Below are 16,670 nucleotides of genomic sequence, written 5' to 3'. Positions count from 1 at the left end.
CAGCAAAATGACCCGCCAGATGTTGTCCGGGATTCGTGTAGGCTCGAAAGAGGAACTAAAGGAACGGATTTTGAAATACTTTGAAGAAATCAATGAGGTTCCCGTCCCCTACAAATGGAAATACCGCTTGGACACGATTGATCTTTCGGAAGAGGATGTGGGCACAATCGTCTATGAAGTTGTAAATGCGAAAGCAGCAAGTCCTGAAAACCAAGGGAAACGTGCGCCCAAAGCACGGACACGTAAGCCAAGAAATCAGATTACTACCAATGCTTAAATTGTAAGCTTATTTAAATCGAGTTGTACTAGTATGAATCGATACATCTGAGTTCATATCCGCGGCTGCCAAGGCCAAGAGAATGGGCGGCCTCCACGGTGTGTATCCCGTTCCGGGATTCTATTCGCTCTATCAGAGCAGCCTTTCCGCCATCCTCAGAAGCGTATACCGCATCCACGCACGCCTGGTCCAGGGCCACAGGGTCAGTGGAGGCGAAAATGCCGATGTCCCCCATTTCCGGATCATGTGGATGGGCGTCGCAGTCGCAGTCCACGGATAAACGGTTGGCCACATTGATGTACACTATATTTTCCCGGCCCATATAGTCCATGACGGAGCGGTCAGCGTCCGCCATGGATTCCAGGAATGAATCGTGGTCAGCTGTGAATACATCCTCAAACCTGGTGCTGGTGCCGGAAGAATGAATCCATATCTTGCCGTAAGAAGATGCCAGGCCAATGGACATGTTCTTTAAGGCTCCGCCAAAGCCTCCCATGGCATGGCCCTTGAAATGAGAAAGCATGAGCATGGAATCATAGCTTTGAAGATGGGAGCCCACATAGTTTTCCGTCAGATGAAAACCGCCTGTTACCGGAAGGGGCATGTGGTCCTCCTCGTCCAGGATATCACAGGGTGCAATGGCTGTGAACCCATGGTCCCGCATGGTTTCCCAGTGAGCCTTGGAAGTGTTCCTTCTTCCCTCATAGGCAGTGTTGCACTCAACAATGGTACCCTTAAGTTCCTGTACAAGGTTCCTGATAAGTTCTGGTTGCAGAAAGTTACGGCCACCCGGTTCACCTGTGGAGATCTTCACCGCAACGCTGCCGGGTAACGAGATACCCAATGCATGGTAAATCCGGACCAGGCTTTCCGGTGTGATTTCCTTTGTCATGTAAACAATAGACATAATGATTGTCCTCCTTGAAATGTTGTCAGGCTGTAGTCCGCATATCGGCAGTCTGCATTTCAGCAGTTCTTACAGACTGTGGTGCAGAATGTCCAGGACAGGTAAAACCCCTGACAGATGGCCTGTTGGGGTGATAAATCCTGGATATAATGAGAGTCTACAACTTAAAGTCAACTCCAAGTCAAGAGGGATTGTGTAGAATGTTTGTAAATTGTTCTTAAAATGTCCAAAAACCTAAAATGTCGTAAAGCGCAATTTAATCCCGCAATCAGTCCCCGCCTTTTCAATATCCCGGATAACGGTCTGGTTCGGCTTAAAGGCCACGAAATCAGTGTAAATGACATCCTGAATGCGGCTGCTGTCCAGGTCCTCTAACGGTAAGGATACGATTTTTTCTGATTCATCGTAGAATGTGACCGTGTTTTTCTCCTCATCAAGCTTATAGGCAAGCGCCGGGACAGCTGTTCAACTGGGGAAAAGTATAGGGAATGGAGGGAAAGGAATTCAAATTGCCTTCCCAGTCCATATCCGTTGTTTCCAGTGTTTCCACGCTGCCGGTCACTACCCTGACCCCATAGATACGGTTATCATAATCACTCATGTGAACAAACCCGTCAATGGGATCCATGGCCGTGATATCGTGAGTATCCTTTTCCGTACCCGTGAGCATAATCCAGTGCACTGCTCCGCTTTTCCGCCTTACCTTTACAATGGGATACATTTTTTCTTCCAGCAGGCGGTCGATGCTCTCACTGGCTGTACCGCAGTCCAGCCGGACCCTGGCATAGGGCAATGCCTGTTCCAGTTCCTTCCACACAATGGAGCCCTGGCCGTTGTAAACATTATTTTCATTGAAAACCTGATTTAGTTCCCCCGGTGAAAAACTGTGTATTCCCTGAGCGGTCAGGGATGCGGCGATACAGCTGGTCAGGCATCCGGAACTTCCCATGGTGTCCTTGGAAATGCCCAGAGGACTGCTGCTCCAGCGCGTATCACGCTGGGAATATGAGGTATAGATTTTATTATCCACTGCAGCTTCATGATAATTCATACCGGCTATCACGGTGCCGGCGTCCCTGTTTCTTGTCATGAATACAGCCATACCGGCTGCTAAGACCAGTATGGCGGCCAGGACTGACACAATCAGACATTTGTTTTTTCCCTGCTTTAGTCCTGTTTTTTCTTCTGTTGTTGGTTCCATATAAAATCGTTGCTCCTCCTTACGATTTATTACGATTCCCGTACCAGGTTTCCCACTGTTCACGGCTTCCGTAATACACGTTCATGTCAATGAAGGTCTCTTCTCCTTCATATCCCGCCAGACGCTGGCGGTTGGTATACTGCCACAGCAGCCATGGTTTTCCGTCTGTGCGGGGCTTTGTCTTTACGTTGCGAATCCAGAGGGGATATTGGTCAAATCTTCCGCGGATGTACAGGTTCCAGGATTCCTCCGTGGCATAGATGACAGGAACCATCCCGTACTGTCTTTCCAGACCTTCAAGCAGGACCGCAAGCTCCTGCTCCACATCCGCCGGGTTTGGAGGATTGGCAGCCTTGTCTCCGTAAAACTCCACGTCAACTGCCGGCGGAAGCATCCCGTCCCCGGGGGGCAGACACTGAATGAAATGCGCCAGCTGGTCTTTTCCGCTGCTGTCAAAGCTGAAAAAATGGTATGCTCCCACAGCCAGTCCTGACAGGGCCGCCCCGGACCAGTTCTGAGAAAATTTCTCATCTATATGGGAGCTGCCCTCCGTGGCTTTGATGTAAGCAAAATCAATATCCTGCTGCCCCAGTACTACCCAGTCAATTTCTCCCTGATAATGGGACACATCCACACCGCGCACCGGATAACGGGTTCTGGAAGGATTATTTAAGAGAATCCGTCCGTTCCATATCAGATAAGCCATGATGCCGGCAGCAAAGGCTGCCAAAACAACCAGCGCGGCCAATATGCGGAGCCATTTGTATCTGCGTTTCATTTTCCATCCTGCTTTCCGGAACCTGTATCCGTATATTTTATCAAGATATACGATAGAAATATCGCAAGGTTCACGTTTTATTATTTATTATTATGCATGACTTGTCCCGGCTTTTCAAGTGCAAATGAACCTGTTTGAGAAGTAAACTCCCGTTTCTGACAACCTCAGTATGTTTCTGATTAAAATATAATCGTTTCCGGGTTAAAACACAATAAAAGGATGCGTCGCTCTTGTTTGGAGCCTGCATCCTTTTATTACAGATAAACAATGCGTTATTTATTATCATGTTTCAGCAAGGCGGGATTATTCCCACTTCCGGCTTTCTGCGCGTCACACGCCTTTTACGCAGTCACGCCCTTGTCTGAAGCCGCCTTATCAGCCTCCGTATCCTTAGCCAAAAGCTTGCGGATGCCTTCAAAGGCAACAATCACGCCCAGAATCAGAAGAAGAATTGCGAACACCAGCTGAAGGGCATTGCCGAATACAAACTGGTTTGACAGGGCTGATACGAGGTCCTTTATTTTGAGAGTCAGGGCCGTAAAGGTGACGCCCAGCATGATGACCATGGGCCCCCAGAGCATAACGCCCTGTCTGTGGGTCTTTTTCAAGAATACGGCGCAGGCAATCAGGGCCAGTGCGGAAAGCAGCTGGTTGGCAGAGCCGAACAGCGGCCAGATGCTTGCATAACCTGCCCTGGATAACGCATAGCAGAGAGCCAGTGTCAGTATGGTGGAGAAGTATTTGTTTGTCAGCACCTTGTTCAGGGAACTCTGCTTTGCCGGATCAATATCATCATTGGTGAAAAATTCCTGGAAAGCAATACGGCCCACACGTGCCACTGAATCCAGGCTGGTCAATGCAAATGCGGAAATGGACAGCGTTATCAGCGTATAGCTGATGGAATCCGGCATTCCCAGTGCGGTAAGGAACATGGCGATGGCCTTAGCAAATACCTGGGGAGGCGTACCGGTGGGAAGGCCTTCGCTGGTAGCCAGCGCACCCACAGCAATCAGCGCGGTGATGGCCAGAAGGCTCTCTAACAGCATGGCGCCAAAGGATACCGACAGCATGTTCTTTTCATTTTTAATCTGCTTGCTGGCTGTTCCGGAGGATACCAGAGCATGGAAGCCGGATACGGCGCCGCAGGCAATTGTCACGAACAGGGTTGGAAACAGATAGGAAATATTTCCCTTTGCATCTGTAAATACAAATGATGTAAAGGAGGGAAGGTTGATGGCCGGATTATAAACACATATTCCCAAAACCGCACCGATAATCATGGCCAGCAGCAGGTAACTGTTCAGATAATCCCTAGGCTGAAGCAAGGCCCATACCGGAGTCACGCAGGCAACAATCACATACAGGAATACGAAAATGAGCCATGCGCTCTGGGGCACATAGACGGGAAACGCCAGTCCAAGCGCAACAGCCAGCACAAGAAGGCCGATGGCAACCAGGGTGTTTACCAGTTTGCTGCATTTTCCATACTTCAGGAAGCATCCCAATACAACCGCAAATGCAATGAATAAAAGAGATGTGGTGGCAACGGCTCCGTTAGCAGCGATTCTCTCGCCGGTGGCGGCATCAAAACCATTGAATGTGCCTGCCACAATGTCAGCAAAGGCAGCCACTACCAGGATGGAGAACAGCCAGGTAAATAAAAGGAACAGCCTTTTACCAAGCTTGCCGATATAGACCTCGATTATGTAGCCTATGGAACGGCCCTTGTTCTTGACGGAAGCATACATGGCGGCAAAATCCTGAACCGCGCCAAAGAATACGCCTCCCAGAAGAATCCACAGCATGACGGGCAGCCAGCCGAACATGGCGGCCTGGATGGGTCCGTTGATGGGGCCTGCTCCCGCAATGGAGGCAAACTGGTGGCCGAATACCACATTGGTATCAGCCGGCACATAGTCCACACCGTCCTCCATCTCATAGGCCGGTGTCTTTGCATCGGGGTCAACGCCCCATTTCTTTGCCAGATATCTGCCGTAAAGCAAATAGGCACCGCCTAATACCACTACGGCTAAAAGCATCATCACTAAACCATTCATCATCAAGTCTCCTCACATATATAAAGTAGGTTTCAAAGAGTTTGTTCAGGCAATGCCTCAACATCATGCCGCAGCATCCTGCCCTGAAAAGAATAATGACCGGGCCCGTAAAAAGAAAAGGTCCCTGCACCTTGCGATGCAGAGACGAATCAATCCGCGTTACCACTCTGTTTGCCGCCCCGTTAAAAGAACAGCCCCTTAAGTTCCTGCTGCTCTCAGTCAGCCGGAATCTTTGTTAACGGAAAGAAACCCGTCCATCCCTACTATCCTCCCTCTCAGGAAAGGGGTTCAGAACAGAAGCTGTTGGGTGAGGCCATGATTCCTCGCGCGCGCCCTTCCACCAGCCGGGCTGCTCTCTGTGCCGGAATCTGAAACCATGACATGTCCCAGTCATTGCTTTTCTCAAGTATCAAACTCTTGATGTCAAGAAGTTTACCACTTTAACACAGAGAAATCAATGATATTTTAACACTTTTTTTATACTTTATTTATATATTGTTCATAACTACAGGTTATACAGATGCCGGTCCCTCCGTCTTACGGGATATGGCGTCTTTCACAATGGCCTGCACCAATCCCTGTATATGGTATGTTCCGGCAGTGATATCTGCTTTTGTTCCATGCTTTTTTAGCTCTTCTGCCGTTATATCCCCGATGCATACAAACTTTGTCTGCCCTGACCTTTGTCCTGGTTTTATAACCAGGCCACTTGAAAGGTAAGCCCTTACCCCGGATGCGCTGGCAAAGGTAATGTAATCAAATCCCTCTTCCTCAGGAGATTTGGCATCCGCCGGACCTTCTGTATCCTCCGTACTCTGCTCATTCACCGGCCTGCCTTCCACCTGGTAAAGAACAATATCATCATAAACCAGTCCGGCTTCTTCCAGTATTCTGGTAAGAACCGGGGAGCCGCCCCTGGAACGGGCAATCAGGATACGGTCGCTGCCGGTAAGGACGGATGCCAGCCCCTGCGCCAGTGCCTCTGCGCAGAAGGAATCCGGCATATAGTCTGCGTGGAAACCGAAATTCGCCAGTTCCCTGCCGGTGCCGTCGCCGATAACGGCAAATTTCACATGACCGAGTGAGCGGTAATCCCTGCCGGCCTGCTGCATTCCCTGAAAGAACAGGCGCACGCCGTTGGCGCTGGTAAATATCAGCCATGTATATGCGGACAGGTTCCTGTAAGCTTCCTGCATGGCAGGATCTGCTGCATGGGAAATCACTTCCATTTCCAGGATTGGGCGGGCCTCTCCTCCCTCCTGTTCCAGGGCATGCCCAAGGCTGTCTGTAAAATGCCGTGTGCCAATCATGCCGATTCTGTATCCGGCCAGAGGACCGGTAAAACTGCATTTCATATCGCAGTTCATATGAAAGGAGGCGGTTTCGCCCACAACAATGACGGCCGGGGTGCCGATCCCCTCCTCCATGACCTTGGCGTGAATCCCTGAAAGCGGCGCCCGGACTACCTTCTGGTCCGGCAGCGTGCCCTTTTCAATGACAGCCGCAGGCGTGTCCGGGGCCAATCCTCCCCCAATCAGCCTGGCTGTAATGGCCGGAAGCTGTCCCAGGCCCATTAAGAACACCAGAGTGCCCGGCAGGGACCCGTATGTTTCAAACTCAGGGGGGAGACAGTCCTTTCCGTCCAGGGTGTGGCCTGTAATCACATGGAAGCTTCTGCTTACCCCCCGGTGGGTTACGGGTATCCCGGCGCATTCCGGGACCGCTATGGCGGATGTCACGCCGGGAACGGTTTCGTAGGGAATACCGTGGGCTTCAAGTGCCTGGATTTCCTCGCCGCCCCGCCCGAACACAAAGGGATCCCCGCCCTTTAAACGAACCACTGTAAGCCCTGAAAGGGCCAGTTCCACCAGAACCGCGTTTATCTCATCCTGTTTCATGGAGTGATGCCCGGCCTGCTTGCCCACATAGATTTTGCGGCATGTGGAGGGCACCCATTCCAGGAACCGTCTGGATGCCAGATGGTCATAGACCAGGGCGCCGCAGGCGCTAAGAAGCGCCCGGCCCTTCAGGGTCATCAGAGACGGGTCTCCCGGACCTGCGCCTACCAGATATACCATTCCCGTATTCTCCATATCACATCAATCCTTTCCATGCTTCTAACGCCAGTTTTTCCATATCCTCCCGGGACGTACCGCCGGTAAGATGAATCCTCTTTACCTCTCCCCTGCGGCTGCTGATGCCCCATACCTCCAACTGCCCATTATCAGGGACAGAGTAGATGCCGATAGGCTCATGACATCCGGCATCCAGCAGTTTAAGGACTCTCCGCTCCAGTTCCAGGCACAGGCGTCCGTGGGCATGGTCCATGGCCTGGGTGAGGCTGTGAGCCATGGTTCCTGCTTTTGCCTCCACCGCCATCAGGCCCTGGCCTCCGGCAGGTATGAATTCTTCCGGATTGAGAAAGGTATATTCGTAGGTATCCTGTTCAAGCAGTCCCAGTCTCTTTAATCCGGCAGCCGCCAGGATGATGCAGTCAAAGTTCCCCTCTTCCAGTTTTCTGAGCCGGGTATGCACATTGCCCCTGAGGGTGCTGCATTCTGTCCCGGCAGCCCCCGGCCACAGTGTTTTACACATCAACCCGGCCTGAAGCTGCCGCCTTGGGCTGGAGGTGCCGATGCGGACCATGCTCTCCGGCTGAATCTCATGGCCTCTCATGGTGACCAGCACATCTCTCGGGTCTTCCCGCCCGGATACCGCTGCAATGGTCAGTCCTTCGGCCAGCTCCATGGGAAGGTCCTTGGCGCTGTGGACCGCCAGGTCTATGACCCCTTCCTGTATGGCCTGCTCGAACTCAGATACAAAGACACCCTTGCCCCCGAATTCCTGTAAAGGCTTGTCCAGTATCCGATCGCCCAGGGTATCCTTTGTCACGATTTCCACCTGTATGCCAGGACAGACCTGCCTTAATTCATCAGCTACAAGCTGTGTCTGAATCAGCGCCAGCGCGCTTTTTCTTGTTCCAATGCGGATGATATCATTCATGTTTCTGTTCCAGCTTTCTGTTTATTATGATTTGCGCCTGTTCCTGTGTGAGACAGCCGTTATGGCTGAGCCCTTCCTCCGCCAGCTCGTAAAACAGGGCTGAACGGACCTGGGGCGAGTCAGGGAACAGGTCTTTGACCGTCTTTCTGTAAGCCCCCAGCCGGGCTGTCAGATCTCCCAGGCTGTCCGGCATTGCGGACTGGATTCTGGCCTTCAGATACCTGGCTATGACAGGGCTCATGCCGCCGGTAGAAATTCCCACCACCACAGGACCGTCCCGCACAATGGACGGGAAGATAAAGGAACATTCCTCCTTCACATCCACCACATTTACAGGAATCCTTTTTGAACGGCACAGGGCGGATATCCTGCTGTTAAGGCCAGGCTCAGACGTGGCCGCAATGACAAAGTCGGCCCCGTCCAGGTCCCTGTCCCCGAATTCTTTTCTTGTCAGCTTAAGGACGTCCGTGTATGCATTGTCTTGCGCCAGCGCATCCAGACCAGGGCACATGTCCGGGGATACCACCTCGATGACCGCTCCATAGGGAAGCAGATCCCGCACCTTTCTCAAGGCCACGCCTCCGCCGCCCGCAATCAGCCATTTCATTCCCTCAATATCTGCAAAAAACGGAAAATATGCCATGAAGTTTGCTCCTCCCATTATATCCCCGGGCATATCCGTCCGGGCGAAAGTACCGAAAAAGACGCAGACAGCCATTCACGAAACCTCCTGTCTGCGTCTCTTTCCTGCTATTTTTATCTGTCACATAATGCGGATCAGCGCATGTCATGCTGCTTTCTTCGTTCATCTAACAGGCGCTCGAAATCCTCTTCCGTATAACCTATATCCGCCAGACGCTGTCTGCGCTTTTCCCTGAGGATGCGCTGGCGTTCCCGCTCCGCTGCCTGCCGTCTTTTAAACCAGAATACTCCGCCGCCTGCAAGCAGTGCCAGAACCAGGACCGCGCCGCCGCCTATGAGCACTGCCCTTGGAAGCGTAAAGCCGGTATTTCCCTCCTGTCCGTCCTCTGCAGGCCGGCTCTCCGGTGGAGTGTCCCCGCCGGGCTCAGAGGGAGTTGCGTTTACTGCCTGCGCACTGGAGCTGTAAATCCACGCGTCCCCAACCCTGCGCTCGTTATAGGTGTAGACCAGTCTGGCCACGGCTTCCTGGGGATGGCCCTCAGGCAAATCCGTCTCAAGTGTCTTGTTCGCATCTGTAAACTGCGCGTCATTGGGGATGGTGATGACTGCTCCGCTGTCAATGGAGAGTTCCGAAGGATTATATGTCTCCGCCCCAATGGTTACAGGCGCGCTGCCTGTGACGTATTCGGTTTCATTGTCAGCTATGTTCACATTCTTGAATTTTGCAAAGCAGAAATCCAGAATGGTCTTTGTATCCGAATAGTGGGTTTTCTGGGTACTCTTAAGAGTGACTGCAATCTGGCCTCTGCCCTCCCGTCTGGCGTAGGTGACAAGGGTCTGTCCGGCCTGGGATGTCCAGCCGGTCTTACCTGCAATGGCGTCGGGATAATAGTTGGAATCGTCTGACAGCAGCATCTTGTGCTCGATGGAAAATGTCCGCCCATTGGGATTGTTGGTAGTGGCTGGTATGGAAGAAGTCCTGGCTGAGGCAATCTCCAGCACGGTGGGGTTCTGGAAACAGGCCCTGGCTATGATGGCCATGTCGTAGGCCGTGGTGCGCTGGGTGTCGTCGTTCAAACCGGAGGGATTGGCAAAATGGCTTTCATTACAGCCAAGCTCCTCAATCCTCTGGTTCATCATGTCCACAAAAGCCTGTCTGCTGCCCGCCACATACTCCGCCAGGGCGTTGGCCGACTGGTTGGATGACTGGAGCAGCATGGCGTAGAGACATTGGCGGACGCTTAATACATCCCCTTCCTCCAGGTTGAACTTGTTGCCGGCCCCGGATTCCACGTTGTATATGGCGTCATGGGAAAATGTAACCGGCGCGTCCAGGTCATTGGTATTTTCAATAACCACAAGAGCTGTCAGCAGTTTGGTGATGCTGGCCGGAATCTTTTGCTCGTGTATGTTCTGGGCAAACAGCACGGCCCCGGAATCCATATCCATGACAATGCCTGCCTCTGACTGAACCCCTGTATCTATGGGCCAGTCCGGTTTTGCAAAGGCAGTGATGGTGGTCATTGAAAAGACCATGATTAGACTTGTGATTATGTAGGATATACGACGCATAATTACCTCTTCTTTTTCATCAAAATAAAACAGCCTATCCATGATTATATTTTAATAAAGGGCCGCTGTCAATGAATTAAAATTTCTAATTGTATCTCGTTGAAAAACTAATTAGCCATGCAATGGGAATTGCGGTATACTTTAACTGGCACACCCTGGAAACAGTGCCATTATTTTATACATCATTGGAGGAACCGAACTTATGGAAAGCTTTTCGAGAATGCTCAATGCCCAGATGGTACTTCTGGTTTACCTGGCTGTGGGGATGTACTGCATGAAGGCAGGACTCATTGACCGGGAAACCAAGAAAAAACTGGTGGACATCATACTTAAAATCACCCTGCCGTGCATGATTTTTAATTCCTTCAACAAGCCCCTGACCCCGGAGGTGCTGATACAGACAGCCTTAATCCTGGTGGTGGCTGTTGCCATCTCCATCCTCTCCTTTCTGTTGGGAAAAGTTATATATAATAAATACCCGCAAAAGAAAAAGAGTATCCTTCAATACTGTACTTTGGTCAATAATTCAGGGTTTTTAGGAATGCCTATGGTGTCGGCGGTATATGGAAGCGACGGTCTTTTTGCCGCATCCATCTTTATCATTCCCAACCGTATCTTCATGTGGACCGCGGGCCTGGCCATGTTCACCACCGCTGATTTCAGGACAAAATGCAGGAATATCCTTCTGAATCCCTGTATCGTCACTGTATTTCTGGGCATTATCCGCAGGATGACCGGATTTCCGGTTCCGGGCTTTTTAGACGAGGCCGTTGCCAATATAGGAGCCGTCACCACACCTCTTTCCATGATGGTGATTGGCACCATGCTCATCGGGGTTCCGTGGAAAAAACTTCTGGAGCCAAGTATTTTTTATCTGGCTTTTGTGCGTCTCATAGCGCTGCCCTTAGTGGCCCTGTTTATATTGAACCTCATTCACGCGGAGCCCATGCTGGCAGGTGTCTCCCTTATCCTTACCGGTATGCCTGCGGGAAGCACCAGTGCCCTTCTGGCAGCCAAATACGGGGCGGATGAGGATTACGCCTCCCGCTGTATTGTCACCACCACCATCATGTCCCTGGCAACCATACCGGTTCTGATGCTGCTTTTATGAGAATACAGATGAAACGAACAGGGCAGGACAACAATACATGTCGGGACGGTCCGGCACCTGGTATTTGCCATGTTCCGGCTGGTAATCATAAATGCAAAGCTCCCTGTTGAATGGGCTTAATGCATAGGTGTGATGCTCATGGATGACGAAATTCGGAATTGCGGCCTCAATCTGCAGGGCTGCCGCAGGTTCCGATATCCGGCTGGATCACCTGGATTGCATTTTCCTTAAAATAATCCGCATACTGCCATCTTGTATAAATCCGTTCCCCGTTTGCAACGGTCAGTCCCGTGTTATCGTGAACATATTTGCTGAGCTGGGGCGTGGGGGTCGTGGGCTCCTCGAAGTAAAAGATATCATATTTTTTTGCTGTCAGGCCAATCTGAGTGGATGACTGTGCGTCTGTAAAGGAGTGATTTTCAATAATAATGTCCACATCAGGCCCAATCGCTTCACGGACAGCCTTCAGCCTGGACGATTAAAAGAATCGGGAAATTAGAAACCACGCTGCTCCTTGTCTCAAAGCTGCATCCCTATGCTGCCCGCAAGACAATTGCCTGGAAAAACAACGCGGTACATTCAAATGCCTGTGTCAAGTTTTTAGATACTGTACTGGATTATTATCAAAATGTGTGATTTACAGAAAACAGTATGAGCAGACAGCGGGGAAATTCTGTCTGCTCAAGTATATGCAATATACAGCTTGCCGTCTTACATTTCAGCTGGTCCTTCAAGTCCTGTCAGACCGAACATTCCGTTGAATACTCAGAATCCGCTGTCGTTGAAACAGCTGAATGCAATGGCGTTTCAGACAGGATCTAGCGTACCAGGCAGGGTTTCTTGGAATTAAACTTCCAACCCGGAATCAGATACTGCATGACAACGGAGTCATCCCTGCCGCCCAGACAGTTGTCCAGATACAGCTGATGGGCTTTCTTTACCTGTTCCAGGTCCACATCAATGCCAAGTCCCGGTTTCCTGGGAACTTCCACACAGCCGTTTACAATCTGCAGGGGTTCCTTGGTCAGGCGCTCCAGTCCCTCCTGCCAAATCCAGTGGGTATCCAGCGCATTATATTCACCCGGCACGGCTGCTCCCACCTGGGTAAACATGGCCAGCGAAATATCAAAATGGTTGTTGGAATGGCTGCCCCATGTATATCCGAAATCATGGCACATCTGGGCAACCCTTACAGAACCGTTCATGGTCCAGAAATGGGGGTCGGCCAGAATAATATCCACTGCCTGGGATTCCAGGGAATGACCCACCTCTCTCCAGTCTGTCGCTATCATGTTGGTAGCTGTGGGGAATCCGGTACGGCGGCGGAACTCGCTCATAATTTCACGGCCCGAATAAACGCCCTCGGCCCCGCACGGGTCCTCACAATAGGTCAGGATGCCCTGCATACCTTTTACATACTCCACGGCTTCCTCCAGGAGCCATCCTCCGTTGGGATCCAGGTCTATTCTTGCATCCGGAAACTCCTTCTTTAAGGCGCGGATTACTTCCATTTCTTCATTCCCTGCAAGGACTCCGCCCTTTAACTTGAAATCCTGGAACCCGTATTTCTCCTTTGTGGCTCTGGCAAAAGCCACAATCTTGTCTGCGGTGAGCGCCTCCTCATGGCGGATTCTGTACCACTGGCAGTCCGCGTCCGGTTCGGCATCGTATGCCAGGTCCGTCTTATTGCGGTCCCCCACAAAGAACAGGTAGCCCAGCATTCTTACCTTGTCCCTCTGCTGTCCATCGCCCAGCAGCTCACATACAGGAACATCCAGATGTTTTCCCAGCAAATCCAGACAGGGCGCCTCAATGGCTGTGATAACATGAACTCCGGTCCTCAGGTCAAAGGTCTGATTTCCTCTCACGTCCTCCTCACCTTTTGAATCCAGGTATCTCTTTATCTTTAACAGAGTGCTTTTATACTCGCCAATCCTGGTTCCTTCCACCATCGGAATGCATTCCTCCAGGGCCTTGGTAATCTTTTGGCCGCCAGGAACCTCACCCACGCCCATCTCGCCGTTATCCGCGTAAAGAACCACCACATTCCTTGTGAAATAAGGTGCGTGGGCGCCGCTCAGGTTCAGCTCCATGCAATCCTTTCCTGCTACCGGATACACTTCCATCTTTGTGATTACAGGTGTTGTCATAATCGTTGCTCTCCTTTTATTTGATAGGATTTGATTGAATTTCGTTGTTGTTATCTTTATTTTATAAGAGAATGTACACTTAGTCAAATTACTTAAATTTATTTTCATTCTTAGAAAAACTTATTGTTTTCGGCTGCCCGGCTTTTGGGAAAACCGTGTTTATATGAAGGCCAATACGGAAAAATGTTCAAAAAAAGCGGCAGTAAAAACTGCCGCTTCCGATTTGTTTACCCCAACATTATATTGATTATAACATGCAGCTACGGAGGGTTCCAGTGGTTGGGATTAAATTAATGAATGGATTTTTCATCAGGTTATCGGCGCAGGATTAAAGATGCACAAATCATTGTGCAGTTTATACTTCTCCGCAAAGCTCTGCTTCCTGCCGCTGGCCACATCCACAATCTCATGGAACAGCTGGGTTCCGATGTCCTGGATGGTGGCGTCTCCGGTGGCAATGGGGCCTGCGTTTACATCAATCAGGTCCTGCCACTGCATCTTCATGTCATTTCTGGAACACACCTTGATGACCGGGGCAATGGCCAGGCCGTAAGGAGTTCCTCTTCCTGTCATGAACACCTGAAGTCCGATGCCGCTGGCCAGCTGGCAGGGTCCGCAGACTATGTCGCTGGCCGGTGTGGCAGCGTAAATCAGCCCCTTTTGGGAAGGTTTTTCCGCCGGAGACAGTACTTCCACGATGGGGGAGGTGCCGGACTTGGCAATGGAGCCCATGGCCTTCTCCACGATGTTGGAGAGCCCGCCCTTTTTGTTGCCCGGAGTGGGGTTGGCGCTGCGGTCCACCTGGCCGTTTTCCAGGTAATGGTCATACCATTTCATCTCGGCTGCCAGTTTCTTCCCCACTTTCTCGCTGACGCAGCGCTCTCCCAGAAGGTACACGCCGTCCCTTACCTCCGTCACCTCGGAAAACAGGACCGTGGCGCCGCCCTTTACCAGCATGTCCGCGGCATAGCCTGCGCTGGGGTTGGCCGTGACGCCGGAAAAGGCATCGCTGCCCCCGCACTGCATGCCAATCAGAAGTTCGGAAAGGGGCAGTGTCTGGCGCCTTCTCCGGTTAAGCCTGGCCAGCTTCCTGTCCGCCATCTCCATCAGGGAATTTACCATATCGTCAAAGCCCCTTTTCTCCTGCAGTATGATGACATTGTCAGGGGAAATATCCGCCTGGTCAAGGAGCATTTCCACGGTGAACTTTTCACAGCCCAGCCCCACGACCATCAGCTCCCCGCCAAAATTGGGATGCTTGGCCAGGTTTCTCAGGGCGCGGATGGGGACCTTTGCCTCGGGTGCATTGATGGCCACACCGCAGCCGTAAGCATGGTTGATGGGGACGATGTCGTCCACATTGGGATATTTCGGAAGCAGCTCGCTCTTCATCCTGGCCACGGCTATATTCAGAACGCCTGTGACACACTGGACCGTGGTGCTGATACCCAGTATGTTGCGGGTTCCGGCATATCCTCCATTTGGATTTACATACCCTTCCCAGGTGTCCACAGGCGGTTTTGGCAGATCTGTCACCAGATTGGCGGCAAATTTCATCTCGTCCACTGAGGGCGGGGTGGGAAGCTCCAGCATCTTTTCGTTAATCCACTGCCCTTTTCCGATGGGGTTAATGGCATATCCCAAGACCACGCCGTACCGGATAATCTTACCGCCTTCCGGTATGTCGCACAGGGCTATCTTATGGGCCTGCGGAATGTCCTGCTTCGCGCGCACGCCGTCCATGACCAGGGTTCCGGCCGGAATGTCATTGACCGCAATGGCCACGTTGTCTTTATCGCTGATTTTAATGTATAAAGGACTGCTCATTTTTGTCTCCTCCTGCTGTGATTGGATTCAAAATCTATGGTATTTTTCATTGGCTTAATTATATCAATGGGGTACTCATAAGTAAAATTATTAAATTTAAGCTTTCTCTTAGAATTATTAATAGTTCTGTTTTGCTTTCAAGGGCTGTGTTTCTTTGCTATAATAACGTTAAAGAACCGGCAAAAAACTGGTTCAGCGCAAGGAGGCCAGCCAATTGGACACAAAATACCTGAGTTATATATTGACCATAGCCAAAAAGGAGAACATGACAAAAGCCGCGGAGGAACTGTTTGTATCCCAGTCCACTCTGAGCCAGTATCTGTCCAAGCTGGAGAGCGAACTGGGCACCCCGCTCTTTTACCGGAGCAAGGGCAGGCTTACTCTCACAGCAGCAGGCAGGCTCTATATTGACGCGGCGGAAAAGGTCATGGCCATTAAGGACAATCTTTATCAGAACATACAAAACCTGGACAACCGGGGACACATCACCATTGGAGTCACCTCCCAGTTTGCCCTCAGGATGCTGACAGAGCTGATTCCGCCTTTCAAATCCAGATTCCCGGATGTGACCATCGAGATATCCGAAACCAATGTTCCCTCCCTTACCCAGCTTATTCTGGAGGAAAACATTGACTGCGGCATCATGGCTCTCAATACCGTGGAGCCCTTTTCGCGGGACCAAGCCCATGTGCTCAGACGGGAGGAAATATTCTTTGCCATCCCCAGAACCCATCCCTACTGCAGGATTAATCCGGGGCGGCCCGTTACCATACCTGAGTTTGCCAGGTATTTCAGCGAGGATAATATACTGATGTCCAAGAGGGGCTCCACTCTCCGCTGTCTGACCGACCAGATTATCGAGGCCGCCGGCTGGATTCCCAGTACCATGTGCGAGACCAACAGCATCATAGCCACCCGCAGCATGGTGGCTATGGGAATCGGCATCACCTTCATAGGAGCCTCCTGTGCCATAGACAGGGAGCATGTATCCTACTATCCGCTGGAGCCCAGGCTGTACCGTTTGAACGCCTTTGTGACCAGAAAGAACTGGGTCATGAACCGGCCGGAAAGCACTCTCTGCCACGATATCCTCCACTACTTCTCCAATCAGGGTTAAACGTCATGGCCCCGGAACAGATGGATTC

Annotated in this window: 13 protein-coding genes and 1 pseudogene; 3 read left to right on the top strand and 11 right to left on the bottom strand. The window is 51.2% G+C overall.

The features are described 5' to 3' along the window. Positions 1-277, top strand: a pseudogene (locus tag G614_RS31760) (IS630 family transposase); the annotation flags it as partial. A 28-nt stretch (positions 278-305) separates the two neighbouring features. On the opposite strand, the gene G614_RS0115135 reads toward G614_RS31760, so the two are convergent. The 8 genes from G614_RS0115135 to G614_RS0115095 form a co-directional block, all read right to left on the bottom strand. Continuing rightward, positions 306-1,184: a DUF362 domain-containing protein gene (locus tag G614_RS0115135; protein ID WP_027642624.1), complete on the bottom strand. Its 879-nt coding sequence runs from the start codon at positions 1,182-1,184 to the stop codon at positions 306-308. Positions 1,185-1,623: 439 nt separating this feature from the next. Continuing rightward, complete coding sequence (locus G614_RS27615; protein ID WP_242828102.1) at positions 1,624-2,385, bottom strand: hypothetical protein; 762 nt, start codon at positions 2,383-2,385, stop codon at positions 1,624-1,626. 19 nt (positions 2,386-2,404) lie between these two features. Then, positions 2,405-3,163 (bottom strand): GH25 family lysozyme, encoded by a 759-nt coding sequence (locus G614_RS0115120; RefSeq protein WP_027642623.1) that lies wholly within the window; start codon positions 3,161-3,163, stop codon positions 2,405-2,407. Positions 3,164-3,504: 341 nt separating this feature from the next. Further along, positions 3,505-5,223 carry a carbon starvation protein A gene (locus tag G614_RS0115115; protein WP_027642622.1) on the bottom strand — a complete coding sequence of 573 codons (1,719 nt, stop codon included), beginning with the start codon at positions 5,221-5,223 and terminating at the stop codon, positions 3,505-3,507. 509 nt (positions 5,224-5,732) lie between these two features. Then, positions 5,733-7,313: a uroporphyrinogen-III C-methyltransferase gene (cobA, locus tag G614_RS0115110; protein ID WP_027642621.1), complete on the bottom strand. Its 1,581-nt coding sequence runs from the start codon at positions 7,311-7,313 to the stop codon at positions 5,733-5,735. A 1-nt stretch (position 7,314) separates the two neighbouring features. After that, positions 7,315-8,223, bottom strand: coding sequence for a hydroxymethylbilane synthase (hemC, locus tag G614_RS0115105; RefSeq protein ID WP_027642620.1), 909 nt, complete (start codon positions 8,221-8,223; stop codon positions 7,315-7,317). Then, a complete protein-coding gene (locus G614_RS0115100) occupies positions 8,216-8,866 on the bottom strand; it encodes a precorrin-2 dehydrogenase/sirohydrochlorin ferrochelatase family protein (protein WP_044917898.1) in 651 nt (216 codons plus the stop codon). The genes hemC and G614_RS0115100 overlap by 8 nt, the downstream gene beginning before the upstream one ends. 134 nt (positions 8,867-9,000) lie before the next feature. Next, positions 9,001-10,437, bottom strand: a complete 1,437-nt coding sequence (locus G614_RS0115095) for a serine hydrolase (protein WP_027642618.1) — start codon at positions 10,435-10,437, stop codon at positions 9,001-9,003. A gap of 202 nt (positions 10,438-10,639) precedes the next feature. Between G614_RS0115095 and G614_RS0115090 the strand changes: the two genes are divergently transcribed. Further along, positions 10,640-11,548, top strand: coding sequence for an AEC family transporter (locus G614_RS0115090; RefSeq protein ID WP_027642617.1), 909 nt, complete (start codon positions 10,640-10,642; stop codon positions 11,546-11,548). A 166-nt stretch (positions 11,549-11,714) separates the two neighbouring features. Here the strand turns inward: G614_RS0115090 and G614_RS32790 are convergent, their stop codons facing one another. The 3 genes from G614_RS32790 to garD form a co-directional block, all read right to left on the bottom strand. Then, entirely contained in the window at positions 11,715-11,984 is a 270-nt protein-coding gene (locus tag G614_RS32790; RefSeq protein WP_027642616.1) for an enolase C-terminal domain-like protein, read from the bottom strand. Between the two features lie 382 nt (positions 11,985-12,366). Continuing rightward, on the bottom strand, positions 12,367-13,698 hold the full coding sequence (locus tag G614_RS0115080) for an enolase C-terminal domain-like protein (RefSeq protein ID WP_002583217.1): 1,332 nt from the start codon (positions 13,696-13,698) through the stop codon (positions 12,367-12,369). A gap of 309 nt (positions 13,699-14,007) precedes the next feature. After that, positions 14,008-15,525 carry a galactarate dehydratase gene (garD, locus tag G614_RS0115075; RefSeq protein WP_027642615.1) on the bottom strand — a complete coding sequence of 506 codons (1,518 nt, stop codon included), beginning with the start codon at positions 15,523-15,525 and terminating at the stop codon, positions 14,008-14,010. Positions 15,526-15,739: 214 nt separating this feature from the next. Here garD and G614_RS0115070 point away from each other — a divergent pair, with 214 nt between their 5' ends. Beyond that, positions 15,740-16,642 carry a LysR family transcriptional regulator gene (locus G614_RS0115070; RefSeq protein ID WP_027642614.1) on the top strand — a complete coding sequence of 301 codons (903 nt, stop codon included), beginning with the start codon at positions 15,740-15,742 and terminating at the stop codon, positions 16,640-16,642. Positions 16,643-16,670: the final 28 nt, after the last annotated feature.

This window comes from [Clostridium] clostridioforme AGR2157, assembly GCF_000424325.1.
Classification (GTDB): domain Bacteria; phylum Bacillota; class Clostridia; order Lachnospirales; family Lachnospiraceae; genus Enterocloster; species Enterocloster clostridioformis_A.
Note: the sequence above shows the minus strand (reverse complement) of the source record. Positions and strands in the feature narration are given on the sequence as shown.

Bases quoted from the DNA above. Each gene is read 5' to 3' on its own strand.
- garD (WP_027642615.1), bottom strand. From the start codon at position 15,525: ATGAGCAGTCCTTTATACATTAAAATCAGCGATAAAGACAACGTGGCC.
- G614_RS0115080 (WP_002583217.1), bottom strand. From the start codon at position 13,698: ATGACAACACCTGTAATCACAAAGATGGAAGTGTATCCGGTAGCAGGA.
- G614_RS0115100 (WP_044917898.1), bottom strand. From the start codon at position 8,866: ATGGCATATTTTCCGTTTTTTGCAGATATTGAGGGAATGAAATGGCTG.
- G614_RS27615 (WP_242828102.1), bottom strand. From the start codon at position 2,385: ATGGAACCAACAACAGAAGAAAAAACAGGACTAAAGCAGGGAAAAAAC.
- hemC (WP_027642620.1), bottom strand. From the start codon at position 8,223: ATGAATGATATCATCCGCATTGGAACAAGAAAAAGCGCGCTGGCGCTG.
- G614_RS0115095 (WP_027642618.1), bottom strand. From the start codon at position 10,437: ATGCGTCGTATATCCTACATAATCACAAGTCTAATCATGGTCTTTTCA.
- G614_RS0115120 (WP_027642623.1), bottom strand. From the start codon at position 3,163: ATGAAACGCAGATACAAATGGCTCCGCATATTGGCCGCGCTGGTTGTT.
- G614_RS0115135 (WP_027642624.1), bottom strand. From the start codon at position 1,184: ATGTCTATTGTTTACATGACAAAGGAAATCACACCGGAAAGCCTGGTC.
- cobA (WP_027642621.1), bottom strand. From the start codon at position 7,313: ATGGAGAATACGGGAATGGTATATCTGGTAGGCGCAGGTCCGGGAGAC.
- G614_RS0115115 (WP_027642622.1), bottom strand. From the start codon at position 5,223: ATGATGAATGGTTTAGTGATGATGCTTTTAGCCGTAGTGGTATTAGGC.
- G614_RS0115090 (WP_027642617.1), top strand. From the start codon at position 10,640: ATGGAAAGCTTTTCGAGAATGCTCAATGCCCAGATGGTACTTCTGGTT.